The 17,934-nt window shown below is 68.7% G+C and carries 16 protein-coding genes, 1 rRNA gene and 1 riboswitch; of the genes, 13 read left to right on the plus strand and 4 right to left on the minus strand.

The genetic code is table 11. The features are described from left to right. The 6 genes from rrf to ACWD3C_RS39550 form a co-directional block, all read left to right on the plus strand. A 5S ribosomal RNA gene (gene rrf / locus ACWD3C_RS39525) occupies positions 1-95 on the plus strand; the annotation flags it as partial. 109 nt (positions 96-204) lie between these two features. Then, on the plus strand, positions 205-813 hold the full coding sequence (locus ACWD3C_RS39530; protein WP_451151988.1) for a CDP-alcohol phosphatidyltransferase family protein: 609 nt from the start codon (positions 205-207) through the stop codon (positions 811-813). Between the two features lie 116 nt (positions 814-929). Beyond that, on the plus strand, positions 930-3,425 hold the full coding sequence (locus ACWD3C_RS39535) for a sugar phosphate nucleotidyltransferase (protein WP_451151990.1): 2,496 nt from the start codon (positions 930-932) through the stop codon (positions 3,423-3,425). 98 nt (positions 3,426-3,523) lie between these two features. After that, a complete protein-coding gene (locus ACWD3C_RS39540) occupies positions 3,524-4,429 on the plus strand; it encodes a DUF881 domain-containing protein (protein ID WP_451151992.1) in 906 nt (301 codons plus the stop codon). Next, a complete protein-coding gene (locus ACWD3C_RS39545) occupies positions 4,426-4,758 on the plus strand; it encodes a small basic family protein (protein WP_003988855.1) in 333 nt (110 codons plus the stop codon). The genes ACWD3C_RS39540 and ACWD3C_RS39545 overlap by 4 nt, the downstream gene beginning before the upstream one ends. Positions 4,759-4,763: 5 nt before the next feature. After that, the gene (locus tag ACWD3C_RS39550; RefSeq protein WP_451151993.1) at positions 4,764-5,639 is read left to right on the plus strand and encodes a DUF881 domain-containing protein; all 876 of its coding nucleotides are present in this window, start codon (positions 4,764-4,766) and stop codon (positions 5,637-5,639) included. A 136-nt stretch (positions 5,640-5,775) separates the two neighbouring features. Here ACWD3C_RS39550 and ACWD3C_RS39555 read toward each other — a convergent pair whose 3' ends face one another. Further along, on the minus strand, positions 5,776-6,045 hold the full coding sequence (locus ACWD3C_RS39555; RefSeq protein WP_451151994.1) for a hypothetical protein: 270 nt from the start codon (positions 6,043-6,045) through the stop codon (positions 5,776-5,778). A gap of 90 nt (positions 6,046-6,135) precedes the next feature. On the opposite strand from ACWD3C_RS39555, the gene ACWD3C_RS39560 reads away from it, so the two are divergent. The 5 genes from ACWD3C_RS39560 to ACWD3C_RS39580 all read left to right on the plus strand — a co-directional run bounded on the left by ACWD3C_RS39560 (position 6,136) and on the right by ACWD3C_RS39580 (position 10,464). Next, positions 6,136-6,672 carry an FHA domain-containing protein gene (locus ACWD3C_RS39560; RefSeq protein WP_451151996.1) on the plus strand — a complete coding sequence of 179 codons (537 nt, stop codon included), beginning with the start codon at positions 6,136-6,138 and terminating at the stop codon, positions 6,670-6,672. Positions 6,673-6,714: 42 nt separating this feature from the next. Continuing rightward, the gene (ftsR, locus tag ACWD3C_RS39565) at positions 6,715-7,470 is read left to right on the plus strand and encodes a transcriptional regulator FtsR (protein WP_451151998.1); all 756 of its coding nucleotides are present in this window, start codon (positions 6,715-6,717) and stop codon (positions 7,468-7,470) included. A 94-nt stretch (positions 7,471-7,564) separates the two neighbouring features. After that, entirely contained in the window at positions 7,565-8,038 is a 474-nt protein-coding gene (locus ACWD3C_RS39570; protein WP_360977554.1) for a bifunctional nuclease family protein, read from the plus strand. 273 nt (positions 8,039-8,311) lie between these two features. Further along, positions 8,312-8,956 carry a MerR family transcriptional regulator gene (locus ACWD3C_RS39575; protein ID WP_451152001.1) on the plus strand — a complete coding sequence of 215 codons (645 nt, stop codon included), beginning with the start codon at positions 8,312-8,314 and terminating at the stop codon, positions 8,954-8,956. A 113-nt stretch (positions 8,957-9,069) separates the two neighbouring features. Then, complete coding sequence (locus tag ACWD3C_RS39580) at positions 9,070-10,464, plus strand: DNA polymerase IV (protein WP_451152003.1); 1,395 nt, start codon at positions 9,070-9,072, stop codon at positions 10,462-10,464. Positions 10,465-10,861: 397 nt separating this feature from the next. Here ACWD3C_RS39580 and ACWD3C_RS39585 read toward each other — a convergent pair whose 3' ends face one another. After that, entirely contained in the window at positions 10,862-11,230 is a 369-nt protein-coding gene (locus ACWD3C_RS39585) for a PRC-barrel domain-containing protein (RefSeq protein WP_451152005.1), read from the minus strand. 125 nt (positions 11,231-11,355) lie between these two features. After that, positions 11,356-11,451: riboswitch (glycine riboswitch) on the plus strand. A gap of 178 nt (positions 11,452-11,629) precedes the next feature. Between ACWD3C_RS39585 and gcvP the strand changes: the two genes are divergently transcribed. Continuing rightward, positions 11,630-14,515 carry an aminomethyl-transferring glycine dehydrogenase gene (gcvP, locus tag ACWD3C_RS39590; RefSeq protein WP_451152007.1) on the plus strand — a complete coding sequence of 962 codons (2,886 nt, stop codon included), beginning with the start codon at positions 11,630-11,632 and terminating at the stop codon, positions 14,513-14,515. 164 nt (positions 14,516-14,679) lie between these two features. Here gcvP and ACWD3C_RS39595 read toward each other — a convergent pair whose 3' ends face one another. Beyond that, positions 14,680-14,886: a DUF5999 family protein gene (locus ACWD3C_RS39595; protein WP_451152072.1), complete on the minus strand. Its 207-nt coding sequence runs from the start codon at positions 14,884-14,886 to the stop codon at positions 14,680-14,682. Between the two features lie 388 nt (positions 14,887-15,274). Further along, positions 15,275-15,859 (minus strand): hypothetical protein, encoded by a 585-nt coding sequence (locus ACWD3C_RS39600; RefSeq protein WP_451152012.1) that lies wholly within the window; start codon positions 15,857-15,859, stop codon positions 15,275-15,277. A gap of 543 nt (positions 15,860-16,402) precedes the next feature. On the opposite strand from ACWD3C_RS39600, the gene ACWD3C_RS39605 reads away from it, so the two are divergent. Continuing rightward, the gene (locus ACWD3C_RS39605) at positions 16,403-17,920 is read left to right on the plus strand and encodes a glutamate--cysteine ligase (RefSeq protein WP_451152018.1); all 1,518 of its coding nucleotides are present in this window, start codon (positions 16,403-16,405) and stop codon (positions 17,918-17,920) included. The last annotated feature ends 14 nt before the right edge of the window (positions 17,921-17,934 follow it).

The following is a 17,934-nucleotide window of genomic DNA, read 5'->3' on the forward strand; positions in this document are numbered from 1 at the left end:
AAACGCCCGGTTACATTCCGAACCCGGAAGCTAAGCCTTACAGCGCCGATGGTACTGCAGGGGGGACCCTGTGGGAGAGTAGGACACCGCCGAACTACCTTTAGAGCTCTGGCTCTTGGGCAGCTTGCCCAAGAGCCAGAGCTTTTTTGCGTTGAGGTAAGGTCAGGGGGCATCATTGGCTCATTTCCCACAGGAGGCCCCCGGGTGGAGGTCCAGGAGACCCGCGTCCAGACGGATCGGGTCCTCACCATCCCGAACATCCTCAGCATGGCGCGACTGGTAGGTGTGCCCGTCTTCCTGTGGCTGATCCTCTGGCCGGAGTTCGGAGGGCCCAAGGCCGATGGCTGGGCGCTTCTGGTGCTGGCCCTGAGCGGTATCAGTGACTATCTGGACGGCAAGCTTGCCCGGCGTTGGAACCAGGTCAGCAGTCTTGGCCGGCTCCTCGATCCTGCGGCGGACCGGCTGTACATTGTGTCGACTTTGGTCGGCCTCACCTGGCGCGAGATTCTGCCCCTCTGGTTGACCGTTGTACTGATGGCGCGAGAACTGGTTCTCCTGGTGATGGTGGGCGTCCTCAGACGTCATGGCTATCCGCCGCCCCAGGTGAACTTCCTTGGGAAGGCGGCTACCTTCAACTTGATGTATGCCTTCCCGTTGCTGCTGCTCAGTGACGGTAGTGGATGGATCTCGTCACTCGCTGCTATTTTCGGATGGGCGTTCGCCGGATGGGGTACAACGCTGTACTGGTGGGCAGGAGTCCTCTACGTGGTACAAGTCCGCCGCCTGGTTCGTGCGGACGCCATGGCCGATTGAGCTCGCCCGGATTGGGCGGCCGTAGTGGCTCGATGGCCCGCGTCGGTAATGTGCGGGACAATCTGGACGGGTGAAGTCGGCTAGACCGTCGTCTCTTCAAGGAGGACGCTTCCGACATGAAGGCCGTCGTGATGGCCGGAGGTGAAGGCACACGCCTTCGCCCCATGACCTCGAGCATGCCCAAGCCGCTCCTGCCTGTGGCCAACCGCCCCATCATGGAGCATGTGCTGCGGCTGCTCAAAAGGCATGGGCTCAACGAGACCGTTGTAACTGTCCAGTTCTTGGCCTCGCTCGTGAAGAACTACTTCGGCGACGGCGAAGAGCTCGGGATGGAGCTCACCTATGCCAATGAGGAGAAGCCACTCGGTACCGCCGGGAGCGTCAAGAACGCCGAGGAAGCGCTGAAGGACGACGCGTTCCTCGTCATCTCCGGCGATGCCCTGACCGACTTCGACCTCACCGAACTCATCAATTTCCACAAGGAAAAGGGTGCCCTGGTCACCGTCTGTCTGACGCGTGTCCCGAACCCTCTGGAATTCGGCATCACCATTGTGGACGAAGAAGGCCGGGTCGAGCGTTTCCTGGAGAAGCCGACCTGGGGGCAGGTCTTCTCGGACACGGTGAACACGGGCATCTACGTCATGGAGCCCGAGGTCTTCGACTACGTCGAGGCCGATGTTCCCGTCGACTGGTCCGGCGATGTCTTCCCGCAGTTGATGAAGGAGGGCAAGCCGGTCTATGGCTATGTCGCCGAGGGGTACTGGGAGGACGTCGGCACCCACGAGAGCTATGTGAAGGCGCAGGCCGACGTCCTGGAGGGCAAGGTCGACGTCGAGATCGACGGGTTCGAGCTCTCCCCCGGAGTCTGGATCGCCGAGGGTGCCGAGGTGCATCCTGATGCCGTATTGCGCGGACCGCTGTACGTCGGGGACTACGCCAAGGTCGAGGCCGGCGTCGAAATCCGTGAACACACCGTCGTGGGCTCGAATGTCGTCGTGAAGAGCGGGGCCTTTCTGCACAAGGCCGTGGTCCACGACAACGTGTACATCGGGCAGCACAGCAATCTGCGCGGCTGCGTCGTCGGGAAGAACACCGACATCATGCGGGCCGCTCGGATCGAGGACGGTGCCGTCATCGGTGACGAGTGTCTTGTCGGGGAGGAATCGATCGTTCAGGGGAACGTTCGCGTCTATCCGTTCAAGACGATCGAGGCCGGTGCCTTCGTCAACACCTCGGTGATCTGGGAGTCACGAGGGCAGGCGCATCTCTTCGGCGCCCGCGGGGTCTCCGGGATCCTGAATGTGGAGATCACCCCAGAGCTGGCCGTACGAATTGCGGGGGCGTACGCGACGACGCTCAAGAAGGGGTCCACGGTCACCACCGCCCGTGATCACTCCCGAGGTGCCCGTGCGCTGAAGCGTGCGGTCATTTCGGCGCTTCAGGCCAGCGCCATCGACGTACGAGATCTGGAGAACGTACCGCTGCCCGTCGCGCGGCAGCAGACCGCGCGAGGGAGTGCCGGCGGGATCATGATCCGGACCACGCCCGGGGTGCCGGATTCCGTCGACATCATGTTCTTCGACGGACGCGGTGCGGATCTCTCGCAGGGGAGCCAGCGGAAGCTGGACCGGGTGTTCGCGCGGCAGGAGTACCGCCGGGCGTTCCCGGGGGAGATCGGGGACCTGCACTTCCCGGCCAGCGTCTTCGACTCGTACACCGGGTCGCTGCTGCGGAATGTCGACACGGCGGGGATCACGGAGTCAGGGCTCAAGGTTGTCGTGGATGCGTCCAACGGCAGTGCCGGACTCGTTCTGCCCAGCCTGCTCGGCAAGCTCGGGGTCGACTCGCTGACCATCAACCCCGGCCTCGACGAGTCCCGTCCCACGGAGACCGCGGACATGCGCCGGTCGGGGCTGGTGCGGCTCGGGGAGATCGTGGCGTCCTCGCGGGCGGCGTTCGGGGTGCGATTCGACCCGGTCGGTGAGCGGCTGTCGCTCGTCGACGAGAAGGGGCGCATCGTCGAGGACGACCGGGCGCTGCTCGTCATGCTCGACCTGGTGGCCGCCGAGCGGCGCAGTGGGCGGGTCGCGTTGCCCGTGACCACCACCAGGATCGCCGAGCAGGTCGCGGCGTACCACGGCACGCAGGTCGAGTGGACGACCACCTCGCCCGACGACCTGACCAGGGTGGGGCGCGACGACACGACCATCTTCGGGGGTGACGGCAAGGGCGGGTTCATCGTCCCGGAGTTCAGCAGCGTCTTCGACGGTACGGCGGCCTTCGTACGGCTGATCGGGCTGGTGGCGCGGACGCAGCTCACTCTCAGCCAGATCGATGCGCGGATTCCGCGGGCTCACGTCCTCAAGCGGGATCTGGCCACTCCCTGGGCCGTCAAGGGACTCGTGATGCGGCGAGTCGTGGAGGCGGCCGACGATCGCTTTGTCGACACAACCGACGGTGTACGGGTCGTCGAGACCGACGGGCGGTGGGTCATGGTGCTGCCGGACCCGGCCGAGGCCGTGACGCATCTGTGGGCCGAGGGGCCCGACGACGCGTCCGCGCAGGCCCTGCTCGACGAGTGGTCGGCGGTCGTGGACAGCGCCGGCCGCTGAAGGACGCAACACGCGCGCGTGCCGGACAAGTGCCCCCAACGGGGCCTGTCCGGCACGCCGGTGGGGCCATTCGGAGGTAGTGGTCGCGACGTGCGACGATGTGCGGCATGCCGCAGCAGCCCCCCGTTCGGAGCACCCCCACGCGCCCCCCGCGCCCGGACGCCTCCATGTCGCTGCTCACCAACGTCATGGACCACAGCCTCGACGAGGGATACGCCGAGGCCGCCGCCCGGAAGAAGGCACAAGGCACCGGGGGCATGCCGAAGACGGTCAGGGCGAAGCTGGGGCTCGCCGCCGGGCTGGTGCTCGCGGCCCTTGTGGTGACCGTGGGCGCGGCACAGGCACGCATAGCGGCTCCCGCCCTGGCCAAGGAGCGCGAGGAGCTCATCGACCGCATCGAGCGCGAGACGTCGGCCGCGGACGAGCTCGAGAGCGAGGTCGACGAGCTGCGCGACGATGTGAGCGCGCGCCAGCGGGAGGCGCTGAAGGACGACGGCGGTAGCGAGCAGGGCGAGCTGGTCGGCATTCTGTCCGGCGCCGTCGAAGTGCACGGCCCCGGTCTGAAGCTCGTCGTGAACGACTCGAAGGACTCCAGCCAGGGCGGTGACGGCGATCCGCGCGGGACCTCCGGGTTCTCCGACACCGGACGCGTACGTGACCGGGACATGCAGCGGGTCGTCAACGGCCTGTGGGAGTCGGGCGCCGAGGCCGTCTCGATCAACGGGCAGCGGCTGACGGCGCTGTCCGCGATCCGGGCCGCCGGCGACGCGATACTGGTCGACAACAAGCCGCTGGTACCGCCGTACACGGTGCTCGCGGTGGGGGACGGGCAGCGGCTCAGCACCAGGTTCCAGGACAGCGCCGACGGGCTCTACCTGCACGCGTTGCAGGAGAACTTCGGGATCCGGACCGCCATCTCCGCGGAGGACGACCTCCGGCTGCCCGCAGCACCGAGTGTGACCGTACGAACTGCACAACCGAGCACAGAGAAGGGCACATCGTGATCGCCGTACTGGGCCTCGTCGTGGGAGTCGTGGCCGGCCTGTTGGTCCGGCCCGAGGTACCGGCGGTGGTCGAGCCGTATCTCCCGATCGCCGTCGTGGCGGCGCTCGACGCCGTGTTCGGAGGCCTGCGCGCGATGCTCGACGGCATCTTCGACGACAAGGTCTTCGTGGTGTCGTTCCTGTCGAACGTCGTCGTGGCCGCGCTGATCGTATTCCTCGGAGACAAGCTGGGTGTCGGCGCCCAGCTGTCCACGGGTGTGGTGGTCGTCCTCGGCATTCGCATCTTCTCCAACGCCGCGGCGATCCGCCGGCACGTGTTCCGGGCGTGAGGCCGATGAAGAGCCAGGACGAGCAGAAGACCAGCGACGAGCAGAAGACCGGCCAGGCCGAGGAACCGGCGAACAGCCTGCGCAAGGAACTGCCCGAAGAGGTGCCCGTCGCGCCCGTCGAGGAGCAGGAGGAGGCCGAGGAGGCCGAGCCGGAGCCCGCCCTCACCGGACGCCAGCGGCTGGTCAAGGGGCTGTGGCCGCTGCGCGTCACGCGAGCCCAGCTCATCGTCGCCCTGCTGCTGTTCGGCCTGGGCTTCGGCCTGGCGGTGCAGGTGGCCTCCAACAGCGAGAGCAGCGCCCTGCGCGGTGCGCGGCAAGAAGATCTCGTACGCATCCTTGATGAACTGGATGACCGTACTCAGCGTCTGGAGGAGGAGAAGCAGGGTCTCGAGGACCAGCGCACGGAGCTGGAGAACAGCTCCGACCAGGCGGCGGAGGCTCGCAGGCAGACGGTCGAGAAGGAAAGGCAACTCGGCATACTGGCGGGCACGGTGGCGGCGCAGGGACCCGGCATCACGCTGACGATCAACGACACGAAGGGAACGGTCGAGGCGGACATGCTGCTCGACGCGATCCAGGAGCTGCGCGCGGCCGGCGCGGAGGCGATCCAGGTGAATGGCGTACGGGTTGTCGCCGACACCTATCTGACGGACTCCGGCAGTGGCATCAGCGTCGACGGGAACAAGATCACCCAACCCTATCGTTTCAAGGTTATCGGCAAGCCGCAGGACCTCGAGCCCGCGCTGAACATCCCCGGGGGTGTGGTGCAGATGCTGGAGAAGGAGCAGGCCACCGTGACCGTGGAGCAGGCGGACAAGATCGTTGTGGACGCCTTGCGAGCGGCGAAGCGGCCTGACTACGCTCGGTCGTCCTCCCAGTGAACCGCAGGTGCATAGGGGCCGTCGGGCGAGGGCATGAGGTTGCGGGGGGTCGGCGCACCGATTGGGTGGTGCGTGGTGGAAACTGTCAGGTGGATACGGACGTTGTGAGGATGTCCGGGTCGACCGGTGAGTTCAATCAGGGTTCGTCCTGCCCCACGGGCGGGTCTGTTTCGGTCAAGGGGAATCGCCCGTGAAGTTGTTTGCGAAGTTGTTCGGCAAGAGCGCGCGAGAGGACAGCGAGAACGCTACCGCTCGCCATCGCGCGCAGCCTGGAGACGTGGAGGATCAGGGCGGCGAGCGCCCCCTGTTCCGGGACGAGGTCGCTGGTCAGGGTGGCGACATTTCCGGAGGTCAGGGCGCGCCGTCTGTTGACCCTGCCCAGTCCGGCCGCATAGGTTTCGGGCAACCGTCAACCTCAGGTGCGGGTGGAGGGTTCGCCTCCGACCCGTACGCGTCCAATGCCCCGGCGGGGCAGCCGCGGCAGGAGGATCCGTCCATGTCGGCCCTGGTGTGTACGAGGTGCGGTAACCGCAACGCGGAGAACAGCCGCTTCTGCTCCAATTGCGGTGCGCCGCTGCGAGCCGGGGCGGCCGCGGAGCGTCCCTCCGAGACGACCTCCACGATCTCGATCTCCGGCCTGGAGGCCTACGACTCCGAGGTCACCGGACAGACGGCGATCCCGTCGCTGTCGCCCGAGGCGCAGGCTGCCGTCGACGCGCTGCCGCTCGGCTCGGCGCTCCTGGTGGTACGCCGGGGCCCCAACTCGGGCAGCCGCTTCCTCCTGGACGGCGATCTGACCACGGCCGGTCGTCACCCGCAGAGCGACATCTTCCTGGACGACGTGACGGTGTCGCGCCGCCATGTGGAGTTCCGCCGCGGTCCGGACGGCTCGTTCACGGTGGCCGACGTGGGCAGTCTGAACGGCACGTACGTCAACCGGGAGCGGATCGACGAGGTCGCGCTGTCGAACGGCGACGAGGTGCAGATCGGCAAGTACCGGCTGGTCTTCTACGCGAGCCAGCGGGGCATCTGACCCTCCTCCGGACTCCGTCCGGGGGGACCCCCAGGAAGGTCCATGCTTCAAACACCGAGCGGCGGTACCGGGAACGGTGCCGCCGCCACGGACAGCGGGCTGATGAGCATCGGCACGGTGCTGAACACATTGCGCGAGGAGTTCCCCGAGGTCACGATCTCCAAGATTCGCTTCCTGGAGTCCGAGGGCCTCATCGAGCCGCAGCGCACCCCCTCGGGGTATCGCAAGTTCAGCGCCGAGGATGTCGAGCGCCTCGGCCACGTCCTGAGGATGCAGCGGGACCACTATCTGCCGCTCAAGGTGATCCGCGAGCACCTGGAGGCGATGGAGCGCGGTGAGGCGGTACGGCTTCCCACTCTGGGGCGTCAGCGGGACCCGGGGGACGGGGAGGGGCTCGACGAGCTGTTCGGCGGTTCCGAGGAGCCGACCGTGGCCCGGATCGGGCGCGCCGAGCTGCTCGCCGCCGCCGGGATCGAGGAGGAGCAGCTCGTGGAGTGGGAGTCGTACGGGCTCATCACTCCGCTGACGGACGGGGTGTACGACTCCGAGGCGGTCACCGTCGCCGCGCTCGTCGTCGAACTGGGGCGGTTCGGGATCGAACCACGGCATCTGCGAGTGATGAAGGCCGCCGCGGACCGTGAGGCAGGGCTCGTGGACCAGGTTGTGGCCCCGCTGCGCCGCCACCGCAATCCGCAGACCAGGGCGCACGCGGAGGCTCGTACGAAGGAGCTGGCGGGGCTCGCGGTGAAGCTGCACGCAGCGCTGGTGCAGACCGCGCTCGGCGTAAGGCTGCCTTGACGCCAGCGCGCGGATGCCCCAGTGGAGCCCTGGTCGACCGGGGCAATCTCTGCCCGACTACCCAAACGTCCCGCGTACGGCCTAGGGTTGCTGTGTGAACGAGCTCGATGTCGTAGGTGTCCGGGTCGAAATGCCCTCCAACCAACCGATCGTGCTCCTGCGTGAAGTGGGAGGCGACCGTTACCTCCCCATCTGGATCGGGCCGGGGGAGGCCACGGCGATCGCCTTCGCACAGCAGGGCATGGCCCCCGCCCGACCGCTGACCCACGACCTGTTCAAGGACGTGCTGGAGGCCGTCGGCCAGGAGCTCACGGAAGTGCGCATCACCGATCTGCGTGAGGGCGTCTTCTACGCGGAGCTGGTGTTCGCCAGTGGGGTCGAGGTCAGCGCCCGTCCGTCCGACGCCATAGCGCTGGCGCTGCGCACCGGGACACCGATCTACGGAAGTGAAGGGGTGCTCGACGATGCGGGCATCGCCATCCCGGACGAGCAGGAGGACGAGGTGGAGAAGTTCCGCGAGTTCCTCGACCAGATCTCGCCCGAGGACTTCGGGACGAGCAGCCAGTGAGCCCGGGGCCATGGGCGGCGGCGTTCAGAGGCTGACCGGCCCAGAGGTCTGCGTTCGGCGGGGTTTGCTGTGATCGCGCGCTGGGCACATGCCAGCGGCCAGTGTGGTGTCGTGCGGTCCGGCCTCAGCGCATTCGGCTAGCCTTTCCCCGCGGAAGGGCACGGGAAACCACTCCTTGGGTGATTATCACTCGGCGTGCCGAGTGTGGCGATCGTTGACGCACCCCTGGTGACTGCCTACCGTCGAGAGGGCAGGTCGAGGACGGAGGTCGGCGTGAGAAGCAGCGGCGACGGTACGGCTGGGGGTGCTCCCGGACGCAGTCCGGGGGAGAACGGCCCGTACCCGCTTCACGGCAGCGCGGCCGGTCACGTCCCGCAGCGGCCGACAGCAGTGCCGGGCAGCGCAGGGGCGACGTCCGAGACGTACGAGAAGATCGGTTACCGCGGTCCCACGGCGTGCGCGGCCGCGGGCATCACCTATCGGCAGCTCGACTACTGGGCCCGCACCGGGCTCGTCGAGCCGAGCGTGCGGCCTGCCTACGGGTCGGGGACGCAGCGCCTTTACAGCTTTCGGGACGTCGTCGTTCTGAAGATCGTCAAGCGGTTTCTGGACACCGGGGTGTCCCTGCAGAACATCCGGACCGCAGTCCAGCACCTCAGGGAGCGAGGCTTCCGGGATCTGGAGCGCATGACGCTGATGAGCGACGGTGCGACCGTCTACGAGTGCACGTCTCCCGATGAGGTCCACGCGCTGCTCCAGGGCGGTCAGGGCATCTTCGGTATCGCGGTGGGTGTGGTGTGGCGGGACGTGGAGAGCGCTCTCTCGCAGCTGCACGGCGAGCGGGTCGACACGGGGGAAACCCTGGTCGCCCACAATCCGGCGGATGAGCTGGCCCGGCGGCGCAACCGGGCGGTTTGAGGGCGCTGTCCTGGCCGCGTCGGCGGGGCGGGGGAACCGGGGACCGAGCTTGCGTCGGGCTGGTGGCCGGCCGTAGCGGGGCATTGTCAGTGGCGTAGGGCAGCATCGGAGATGTGAGAACCGCGCCCACGATCCTGCATCTCGACATGGATGCCTTCTTCGCCTCGGCGGAGCAGGCATCCAAGCCGAGCCTGCGCGGGAAGGCCGTCATCGTGGGCGGGCTCGGGCCACGCGGGGTGGTGGCCACGGCCTCGTACGAGGCGCGGGTGTTCGGGGTGCACTCGGCGATGCCCATGGCGCAGGCGCGACGGCTGGCGCCGAACGCCGCGTATCTCGTGCCGAGGTTCGGGTTCTACCGGGCGATCAGCGAGCAGGTCATGGGGCTCTTGCGCGGGTTGTCGCCGCTGGTGGAGCCGCTGAGCCTGGACGAGGCGTTCGTCGATCTGGAGGCCGGGGGAGCGGCCTGGGACGAGGAGTCGGCGCGGCTGGCCGGGGCGAAGCTTCGGGCGGACATACGGGCCGTGACAGGGCTGACCGGGTCCGTGGGGCTCGCCGCGTCCAAGATGCTCGCGAAGATCGCCTCCGAGCAGGCCAAACCCGACGGACTCGTGCTCATCGAGCCCGGGACCGAGCGGGCGCTGCTCGGGCCGAAGTCGGTGCGCATCCTGCCCGGCGTGGGGCCCGCGACCGGGGACCATCTGCGGCGGGCCGGGATCACCACGGTCGAGGAGATCGTCGAGGCCGGTGAGGAGGAGCTGGTACGGCTGGTGGGGAAGGCCCATGGACACGGGTTGTACGCCATGGCCCTGGCGCACGACGAGCGACCCGTGGTGGCCGAGCGGGACACGAAGTCGGTGTCGGTGGAGGACACGTACGACGTGGACATCCACGACCGCGTACGGGTCCGCATGGAGGTGCAGCGGCTCTCCGACCGGTGTGTGCGGCGGCTGCGTGGTGCGCGGCTGTCGGGGCGGACCATCGTGCTGAAGGTGCGGCGGTACGACTTCTCCACGCTGACCCGGTCCGAGACGCTGCGGGGGCCCACGGACGACCCCGCCGTGGTGCGGGAGGCCGCCGCGCGGCTGCTGGAGTCCGTGGACACGACCGGTGGCGTACGGCTGCTCGGGGTGGGCGTCAGTGGGCTCGCCGACTACACGCAGGAGGACCTGTTCGCTCAGGCGGCGGGGGAGCTGGACCTCGCGGAGGAGGAAGCGGTGGAGGCGCCCGCTCCGGAGGAGAGCGCGACGCCCGTCGAGCGGCGCTGGCCCGCGGGGCACGACGTTCGGCACACCGAGTACGGGCACGGGTGGGTGCAGGGCAGCGGGCTCGGGCGGGTCACGGTGCGGTTCGAGACGCCTGGGTCCGAGCCTGGGCGCGTGCGTACGTTCCGGGTGGACGATCCGGAGTTGGAGCCCGCGGAGCCGTTGCCCTTGTTACCTGGGGTGCCGATGGGGCCGGAGGCTGGGACCGCGGTGGAGGGCGGGTTGGAGATGAGGGCGCCGGGGTGAGGGTGCGGCCGGGGCGGGGGACTGGCGCCGGGGTGCGGTTGGGGCGTGGGTGAGCCGTGGGTGGGCCTTGGCGATGCGGGGCCGGTGGCCGCGCCGACGGCGCGTGGTTTGTGCCTTCTGCCGAGGCGGGGTGGGGTGGGGACGGGTGCGCGAGAGGGCGGGGAGAGGGGTAGTGGCTGGGCTGTGTCCTGCCGGGACGAGTACGTGGCTGATCCGTCCAGGGTGGAGCAGGGCGGGGCCGAGGTATCAGGCGGGCGGGCCGGGGCGCGTGAGCGTGTTTGGGGTGGACGACTCGTGATCGCAGCGGGCGGAGCCGTTGCCGCTGCGTGTCCGGAGGCTGGTGGGGGCCAGGGTGAGTTGGCGGGTGGCAAGGCCGGGCGGGTGCTGGTGCCGTCGGTCAGGGTTCGTCCTGGCCTGCCACTTGTCCGAAGTCCCAGTCGGGCGGTGGGGGTGGGGCCACGTCGAGGCCGTAGTGGTGGTAGAGCTGGAGCTCTTGCTCCGGGGAGAGGTGGCGGCCCACGCCGAAGTCGGGGGCGTCCTTGATGAGGGCGCGGTCGTAGGGGACGCGGAGGGCGCCGCCGACGAATTCGCTGGGCTCCAGGGGGACGAAGGCGTCGCGGCCGAAGAGGCCCGTGCGTATCGCCGCCCACTCGGGGATGCCGGTCGCGTCGTCGAGGTAGACCTCGTCGACCGTGCCGATCTTGGTGCCCTTACGGTCGAACGCCTTGCGGCCGATCAGATTGCGCGGATCGATGTCGGTCTGCATGGGCCCTCCAAGTGGTCGCACCAAGGGTTGCAGCTCATCCTTAAGCACTACGAAAAGGCACATTGAGGAAGGCGGCCACTCGAAAGCCCGTGCGTTGACCTCGCTGGTAGTCTGGCAGCGGCTGCTGACCCCGTGCGGGAGAGTCCTCCAGACACCATCGGAGGCGCCGAAGGAGCAAATCCTCCCCGGAATCTCTCAGGCCCACGTACCGCACGGACGAGGTCACTCTGGAAAGCAGGGCGGGTGTCGACGGCTTCCGCTCTCACCGACGGTGCAAGCCGGAGCGTCCTCGGGCGGTCCGGTGAAGCTCTCAGGTTGAGATGACAGAGGGGGAGGCCGTCGGGGCACCCGTGCCGTGGTGCCCCTCGAAGGTCGTGTCAGACCAGGAGGCCTCCGCAAATGACCGCCCATCGCATTCCGCTCTCCGAGCTCGAACAGGGAACCCCCTTCGAGCGGCGTCACATCGGACCCGACCACGAGGACCGGGCCAAGATGCTGGCGCAGGTCGGGTACGGCTCCCTCGACGAGCTGACGGCCGCCGCGGTCCCGGATGTGATCAAGAACGCCGAGGCCCTGAAGCTGCCGGGCGCACGCACCGAGGCCGAGGTGCTGGAAGAGCTGCGCTCCCTCGCCGATCGCAATCAGGTCCTCGACTCCATGATCGGGCTCGGGTACTACGGGACGTTCACCCCGCCCGTCATCCTGCGCAATGTCATGGAGAACCCGGCCTGGTACACCGCCTACACGCCGTATCAGCCCGAGATCTCGCAGGGGCGGCTCGAAGCCCTGCTGAACTTCCAGACCATGGTCGCCGACCTGACCGGTCTGCCCACCTCCGGTGCCTCCCTGCTCGACGAGGGCACGGCGGCCGCGGAGGCCATGGCACTGTCCCGGCGCATGGGCAAGAACAAGAAGGGTCTCTTCCTGGTCGACGCGGACGCGCTGCCGCAGACCATCGCCGTGATCGAGGCCCGCGCCGAGCCGACCGGCGTCGAGGTCGTCGTCGCCGATCTCAGTGAGGGCATCCCCGCCGAGATCGCCGGGCGCGAGATCAACGGCGTACTGATTCAGTACCCGGGAGCCTCCGGTGCCGTACGCGCCATCAAGCCCGTCATCGACCAGGCGCACGAACTCGGCGCGCTCGTCACCGTCGCCGCCGATCTGCTTGCCCTCACGCTGCTCACCTCGCCCGGTGAGCTGGGCGCCGACATCGCCGTCGGTACGACCCAGCGCTTCGGTGTGCCGATGGGCTTCGGCGGGCCGCACGCCGGGTACATGGCCGTGCACGAGAAGTTCGCGCGCAGCCTGCCCGGGCGGCTCGTGGGCGTCTCCGTCGACGCGGACGGACACAAGGCGTACCGGCTCGCCCTGCAGACGCGGGAGCAGCACATCCGCCGCGAGAAGGCGACCAGCAACATCTGTACGGCGCAGGTGCTGCTCGCCGTGATGGCCGGCACGTACGCCGTGTACCACGGGCCCGAGGGCCTGAGGATCATCGCCCGGCGCACCCACCGGTACGCCACGATCCTCGCCGCGGGGCTCACCGCGGGCGGGGTCGAGGTCGTGCACGGCGCCTTCTTCGACACGGTCACCGCGCGGGTACCGGGCAAGGCGGACGCGGTCGTCGCGGCCGCGCGGGAGCACGGGGTCAACCTGTGGCGCGTGGACGCCGACACCGTGTCGATCGCCTGCGACGAGACGACCAAGCGGGCCCAGGTGGGCGCCGTATGGACCGCGTTCGGGGTGGAGGGCGACGTCGAGGCGCTCGACGCGGCCACCGAGGAGGCGTTGCCGGACGCGCTGCTGCGCACCGACGAGTACCTCACGCACCCGGTCTTCCACCAGCACCGCTCCGAGACCGCGATGCTGCGCTACCTGCGCAGGCTCGCCGACCGGGACTACGCGCTCGACCGCGGCATGATCCCGCTGGGCTCCTGCACGATGAAGCTCAACGCGACCACGGAGATGGAGCCGGTCACCTGGCCCGAGTTCGGGCAGTTGCACCCCTTCGCGCCCGCCGAGCAGGCCGGGGGCTACCTCACGCTCATCCGGGAGCTGGAGGAACGTCTCGCCGAGGTCACCGGGTACGACAAGGTCTCGCTCCAGCCGAACGCGGGCTCCCAGGGAGAACTGGCCGGTCTGCTCGCCGTTCGCGGGTATCACCGGGCCAACGGTGACGAGCAGCGCACGGTGTGCCTGATCCCGTCCTCCGCGCACGGTACGAACGCCGCCAGTGCCGTCATGGCGGGCATGAAGGTCGTCGTCGTGAAGACCGCCGAGGACGGCGAGATCGACGTCGAGGACCTGCGGGCGAAGATCGAGCGGTACCGCGACGAACTGGCGGTGCTGATGATCACGTACCCCTCGACGCACGGTGTGTTCGAGGAGCACGTCGCCGAGATCTGTGCCCAGGTGCACGAGGCGGGCGGCCAGGTGTACGTGGACGGCGCCAACCTCAACGCGCTGGTGGGGCTTGCCAAGCCGGGCCACTTCGGCGGTGACGTCTCGCACCTGAACCTGCACAAGACGTTCTGCATCCCGCACGGCGGCGGCGGTCCGGGAGTCGGCCCTGTCGGTGTACGCGCGCACCTGGCGCCGTATCTGCCGAATCACCCGCTGCAGCCCGCGGCCGGCCCGGAGACGGGTGTGGGCCCGATCTCGGCGGCGCCGTGGGGTTCGGCGGGCATCCTGCCCATCTCGTGGGCGTACGTCCGGCTCATGGGCGGTGAGGGGCTCAAGCGGGCCGCGCAGGTGGCGGTCCTGAGCGCCAACTACATCGCCAAGCGTCTGGAGCCGCACTACCCGGTGCTGTACACCGGCCCCGGTGGGCTCGTCGCGCACGAGTGCATCATCGATCTGCGGCCGCTGACCAAGGCGACCGGGGTGACCGTGGACGACATCGCCAAGCGGCTGATCGACTACGGCTTCCACGCGCCGACGATGTCGTTCCCGGTGGCCGGGACGCTGATGATCGAGCCGACCGAGTCGGAGGACCTGGCCGAGCTGGACCGGTTCTGCGAGGCGATGATCGCGATCCGGGCGGAGGTCGAGAAGGTCGGCTCGGGCGAGTGGCCCGCGGACGACAACCCGCTGCGGAACGCCCCGCACACCGCCGCCTCGGTCGGTGGGGAGTGGAAGTACGGGTACAGCCGTGAGGAGGCCGTCTTCCCGGACGGTGTCTCGGCCGCCGACAAGTACTGGCCGCCGGTGCGCCGGATCGACCAGGCCTTCGGGGACCGGAACCTGGTCTGCTCCTGCCCGCCGCTCGACGCTTACGAGGAGTAGTCACCCCTGGACACGCGTCGGGGCCGGTGCGGAGCGTATGTCTCCGGCCGGCCCCTCGTATGTCCGGGCGGTTGCCCTGGTGTGGTCCGGGCAGTTCCCCTGTGTACGGACGGTCGCCTTGTGTCGAAGGCGGCCGCCTTGTGCGCGGTGCGCGTCTGTGCGGCTCAGGCGGCCGTCATCACCTGGCCGGTGCCCAGCGGGCGGTGAGGGTCGATGATCTGGCCGTCTGGCAGTAGCTCACCGGTGTCCTCGAAGAGCAGAACGCCGTTGCACAGCAGGCTCCATCCCTGCTCCGGGTGGTGCGCGACGAGGCGCGCGAAGTCCCGGTCGGCTGATTCTGCGGAAGGGCACGACGGCTGGTGCTGGCACATGGTGGTGGGGATCTCTCGCTCTGGCGTGATGTGTGAGATGGCTGTGGTGTCCGGCCCGTGGCGTGAAGCCTCGTTCATGGTCGCCCCCGTTGTGATAAATCGGTCCGGTCCCAGTGTTGCCCCACGGGCGTCGATCCGCAGGGATTTGGCGGCATCGCTTCTCACAGATTGAAGACGCATCACCCGTGCGGTCGGTTCATCCCAACTGCACTGTCCCTTCGGGTGGTTCGCCGTGGTCGGATAGGGCTAGTCCGGACGGGCCGGGCCTTTTCCGGCTCGTACGAGCGTAATGAGGCCCAAAAGAGCGGGCTGCTATCGGCAGCGGGAAAGAGATACCCCGCCACCGGTATTCCGGCAGCGGGGCAAGGGCGGTGCGGTGGTCCCGGATTCAGGCCGGTGAGCTCAGCAGCGGGGCCGGAGTCACCCGGTGGGTCAGTACCGGGAGCAGATCGGCGACCCGGTGTGGGCGGTGGGCCGCGATGCCGGGCGGGGCCGGGGCCAGCGGGACCAGGAGGTCGGTGGCGGCGGGATGGCCGGTGGCGCCGTCGGCCGTGCAGTCGCCGTGCAGCCAGAGCGTGAGCATGTACAGCTCGGGCACCGACAGCAGGCGTGCCTGGTACGGCTGCTTCATGGACTCCGCCTGGCGCAGGGCGAGCTCGGTGGCGGCGACGTACGGTCCTTCGAAGAAGTGCGAGAAGGCCCAGCCGTCGGGGGTCAGCCGGGTCTCGGCGGCGGCAACGGCGCGGTCGCCGCAGCGGATCAGGAAGCGCCAGCCGGCGAGCCTGGTCGCGGAGGCACCCTCGGGAGCGATCCGGTCCAGGACGTGGACGGGCAGCGGGAGTTCGGGCGTGGCGGGGCCCTGGGTGGTGCGCAGGGAGGGCGTGGGTGCCTCGCGGACGGCGGTGGGGGAACCGAGTGCCGTGAGGACGGTGCGCAGGGCGGGCGCGGGAGCCAGGGGGACATGCAACGGCATGATGGGTCGCCTCTCATTCGACAGGCAGGGTGGCGCGAGGGCGGGGGCGGACGGCGCTGTCAGCTCTCGGGGTCAGAGAGACGGGGGCTGGGGTCCGGTGCGTGAGTGGGGCATGCCGTACGTCACCTGACGGCAGGACCAGGGACCGCGAGCGCCGACTCTCTGCCTCTTCGGGAAGTTTATACGACACGTGTTCAGGCAGTGTTTCGTCTAGCAATCCTCCGAATGAAGAGCAAGACGTCATTCGGTCGCTGAATCGAGACATTCATCCCGCTTTTCCGCGGGGCCCGCGCCGGTGACCTCGGATTACTCGTGCGTAGCGGACGGCCGGTTCTGATCGGTGTTTTTCACGAGCCCGCAACATGGTGAAACCGCTTACCGCTACATGCCTCGGGAATGTGTCTGGCGGAAAGTCGCTTCCAGCGTAGCGGTAGACGGGTCCGCGTGGGGACGTTATCCGTCGCTCTGCCTGGGCATCATCCCACGTGCCCGGGACAGCAGCGGCCGGATCGTCGGCCTGCCCATCCGAGGAGGGACACTTCGATGGGAGAGAAGGTCGTGGCGGGGTCGTTCGACCTGTCCGATCGCCAGCACTACCGTGACAAGCTCCGGCAGTGCCTGACGGGGCTGGCGCGACTGCTGGACGAGAAGCGGTTCGACCGGCCCAAGAACCTGATGGGTCTGGAGATCGAGTTGAATCTCGCAGGGCCCGACGGTCTGCCGAGGATGATGAATGCGCAAGTACTCGAGCGGATTGCGAGCCGGGATTTCCAAACAGAACTCGCCATGTTCAATCTGGAAGTCAACATAGCCCCACACCGGCTGGACGGGAGGGTATTCGACCGGCTTTCCGAGGAGCTGCGCACCTCTCTGGCATATGCCCACCGAAAAGCGGGTGAGCTCGACGCGGGAATCGTGATGATCGGCATTCTGCCGACGCTCGGCCGCGACGACCTGGTATCCGCGAACCTTTCGGACGCCGAGCGCTACACCTTGCTCAACGACCAGATCGTGGCCGCCCGCGGGGAGGACTTCGCGCTCGACATCGACGGTGTGGAGCGCCTGGTGTGCACATCGAAGTCGATCGCGCCCGAAGCCGCGTGTACGTCCGTGCAGCTGCACCTTCAGGTCACCCCGAGCCGGTTCGCCGACGTGTGGAACGCAGCGCAGGCGGTGGCCGCCGCGCAGGTCGCCGTCGGGGCCAACTCGCCGTTCCTCTTCGGGCACGAGCTGTGGCGGGAGTCGCGGGTTCCGCTGTTCCTGCAGTCCATCGACACCCGGCCGCCCGAGCTCCAGGCGCAGGGAGTACGGCCGCGCACCTGGTTCGGGGAGCGGTGGATCACCTCGGCGTACGACCTCTTCGAGGAGAACCTGCGCTACTTCCCGGCCCTGCTGCCCATCTGCGACGACGAGGAACCGCTGCGCGTGCTCGATGAGGGCGGCATCCCCAAGCTCGCCGAACTCGTGCTGCACAACGGCACGGTGTACCGCTGGAACCGGCCCGTGTACGGCATCGCCGACGGTGTACCGCACCTGCGGGTCGAGAACCGCCTGCTGCCCGCGGGCCCCACCGTCACCGACGTCATCGCCAACGCGGCCTTCTACTACGGAGTCGTCCGCGCCCTCGCCGAGGAGGCGCGGCCCGTGTGGAACCGGCTGCCGTTCGAGACCGCCGCCGCCAACTTCGAGACCGCCTGCCGCCATGGCATCGAGGCCCGCCTGGAGTGGCCCCGGCGCGGCCGCTACGGCGGAACCACACAGGTGGACGCGGTGCACCTCGTACGCGACGAGCTGCTGCCGCTCGCCGAGGCCGGGCTGGAGGCGTGGGGCGTGGAGCCGGCCGACCGGGACTTCTACCTCGGTGTGATCGAGGAGCGGTGCCGGCGTCGGGTCAACGGGGCGTCCTGGCAGGTCGAAACGTTCCATCGGGCCCTGGCGAAAGGGCTGGACCGGGATGCCGCGCTGGCCGCGACCACGCGGCGGTACTGCGAGCTGATGCACGCCGGGGAGCCGGTGCACATGTGGCCGGTGGGGTTGCCCGAGCCGGTGCCGTTGGGGTGAGGGCTGCTGGGGTG

The sequence above is a fragment of the Streptomyces sp. NPDC002845 genome (assembly GCF_053591955.1).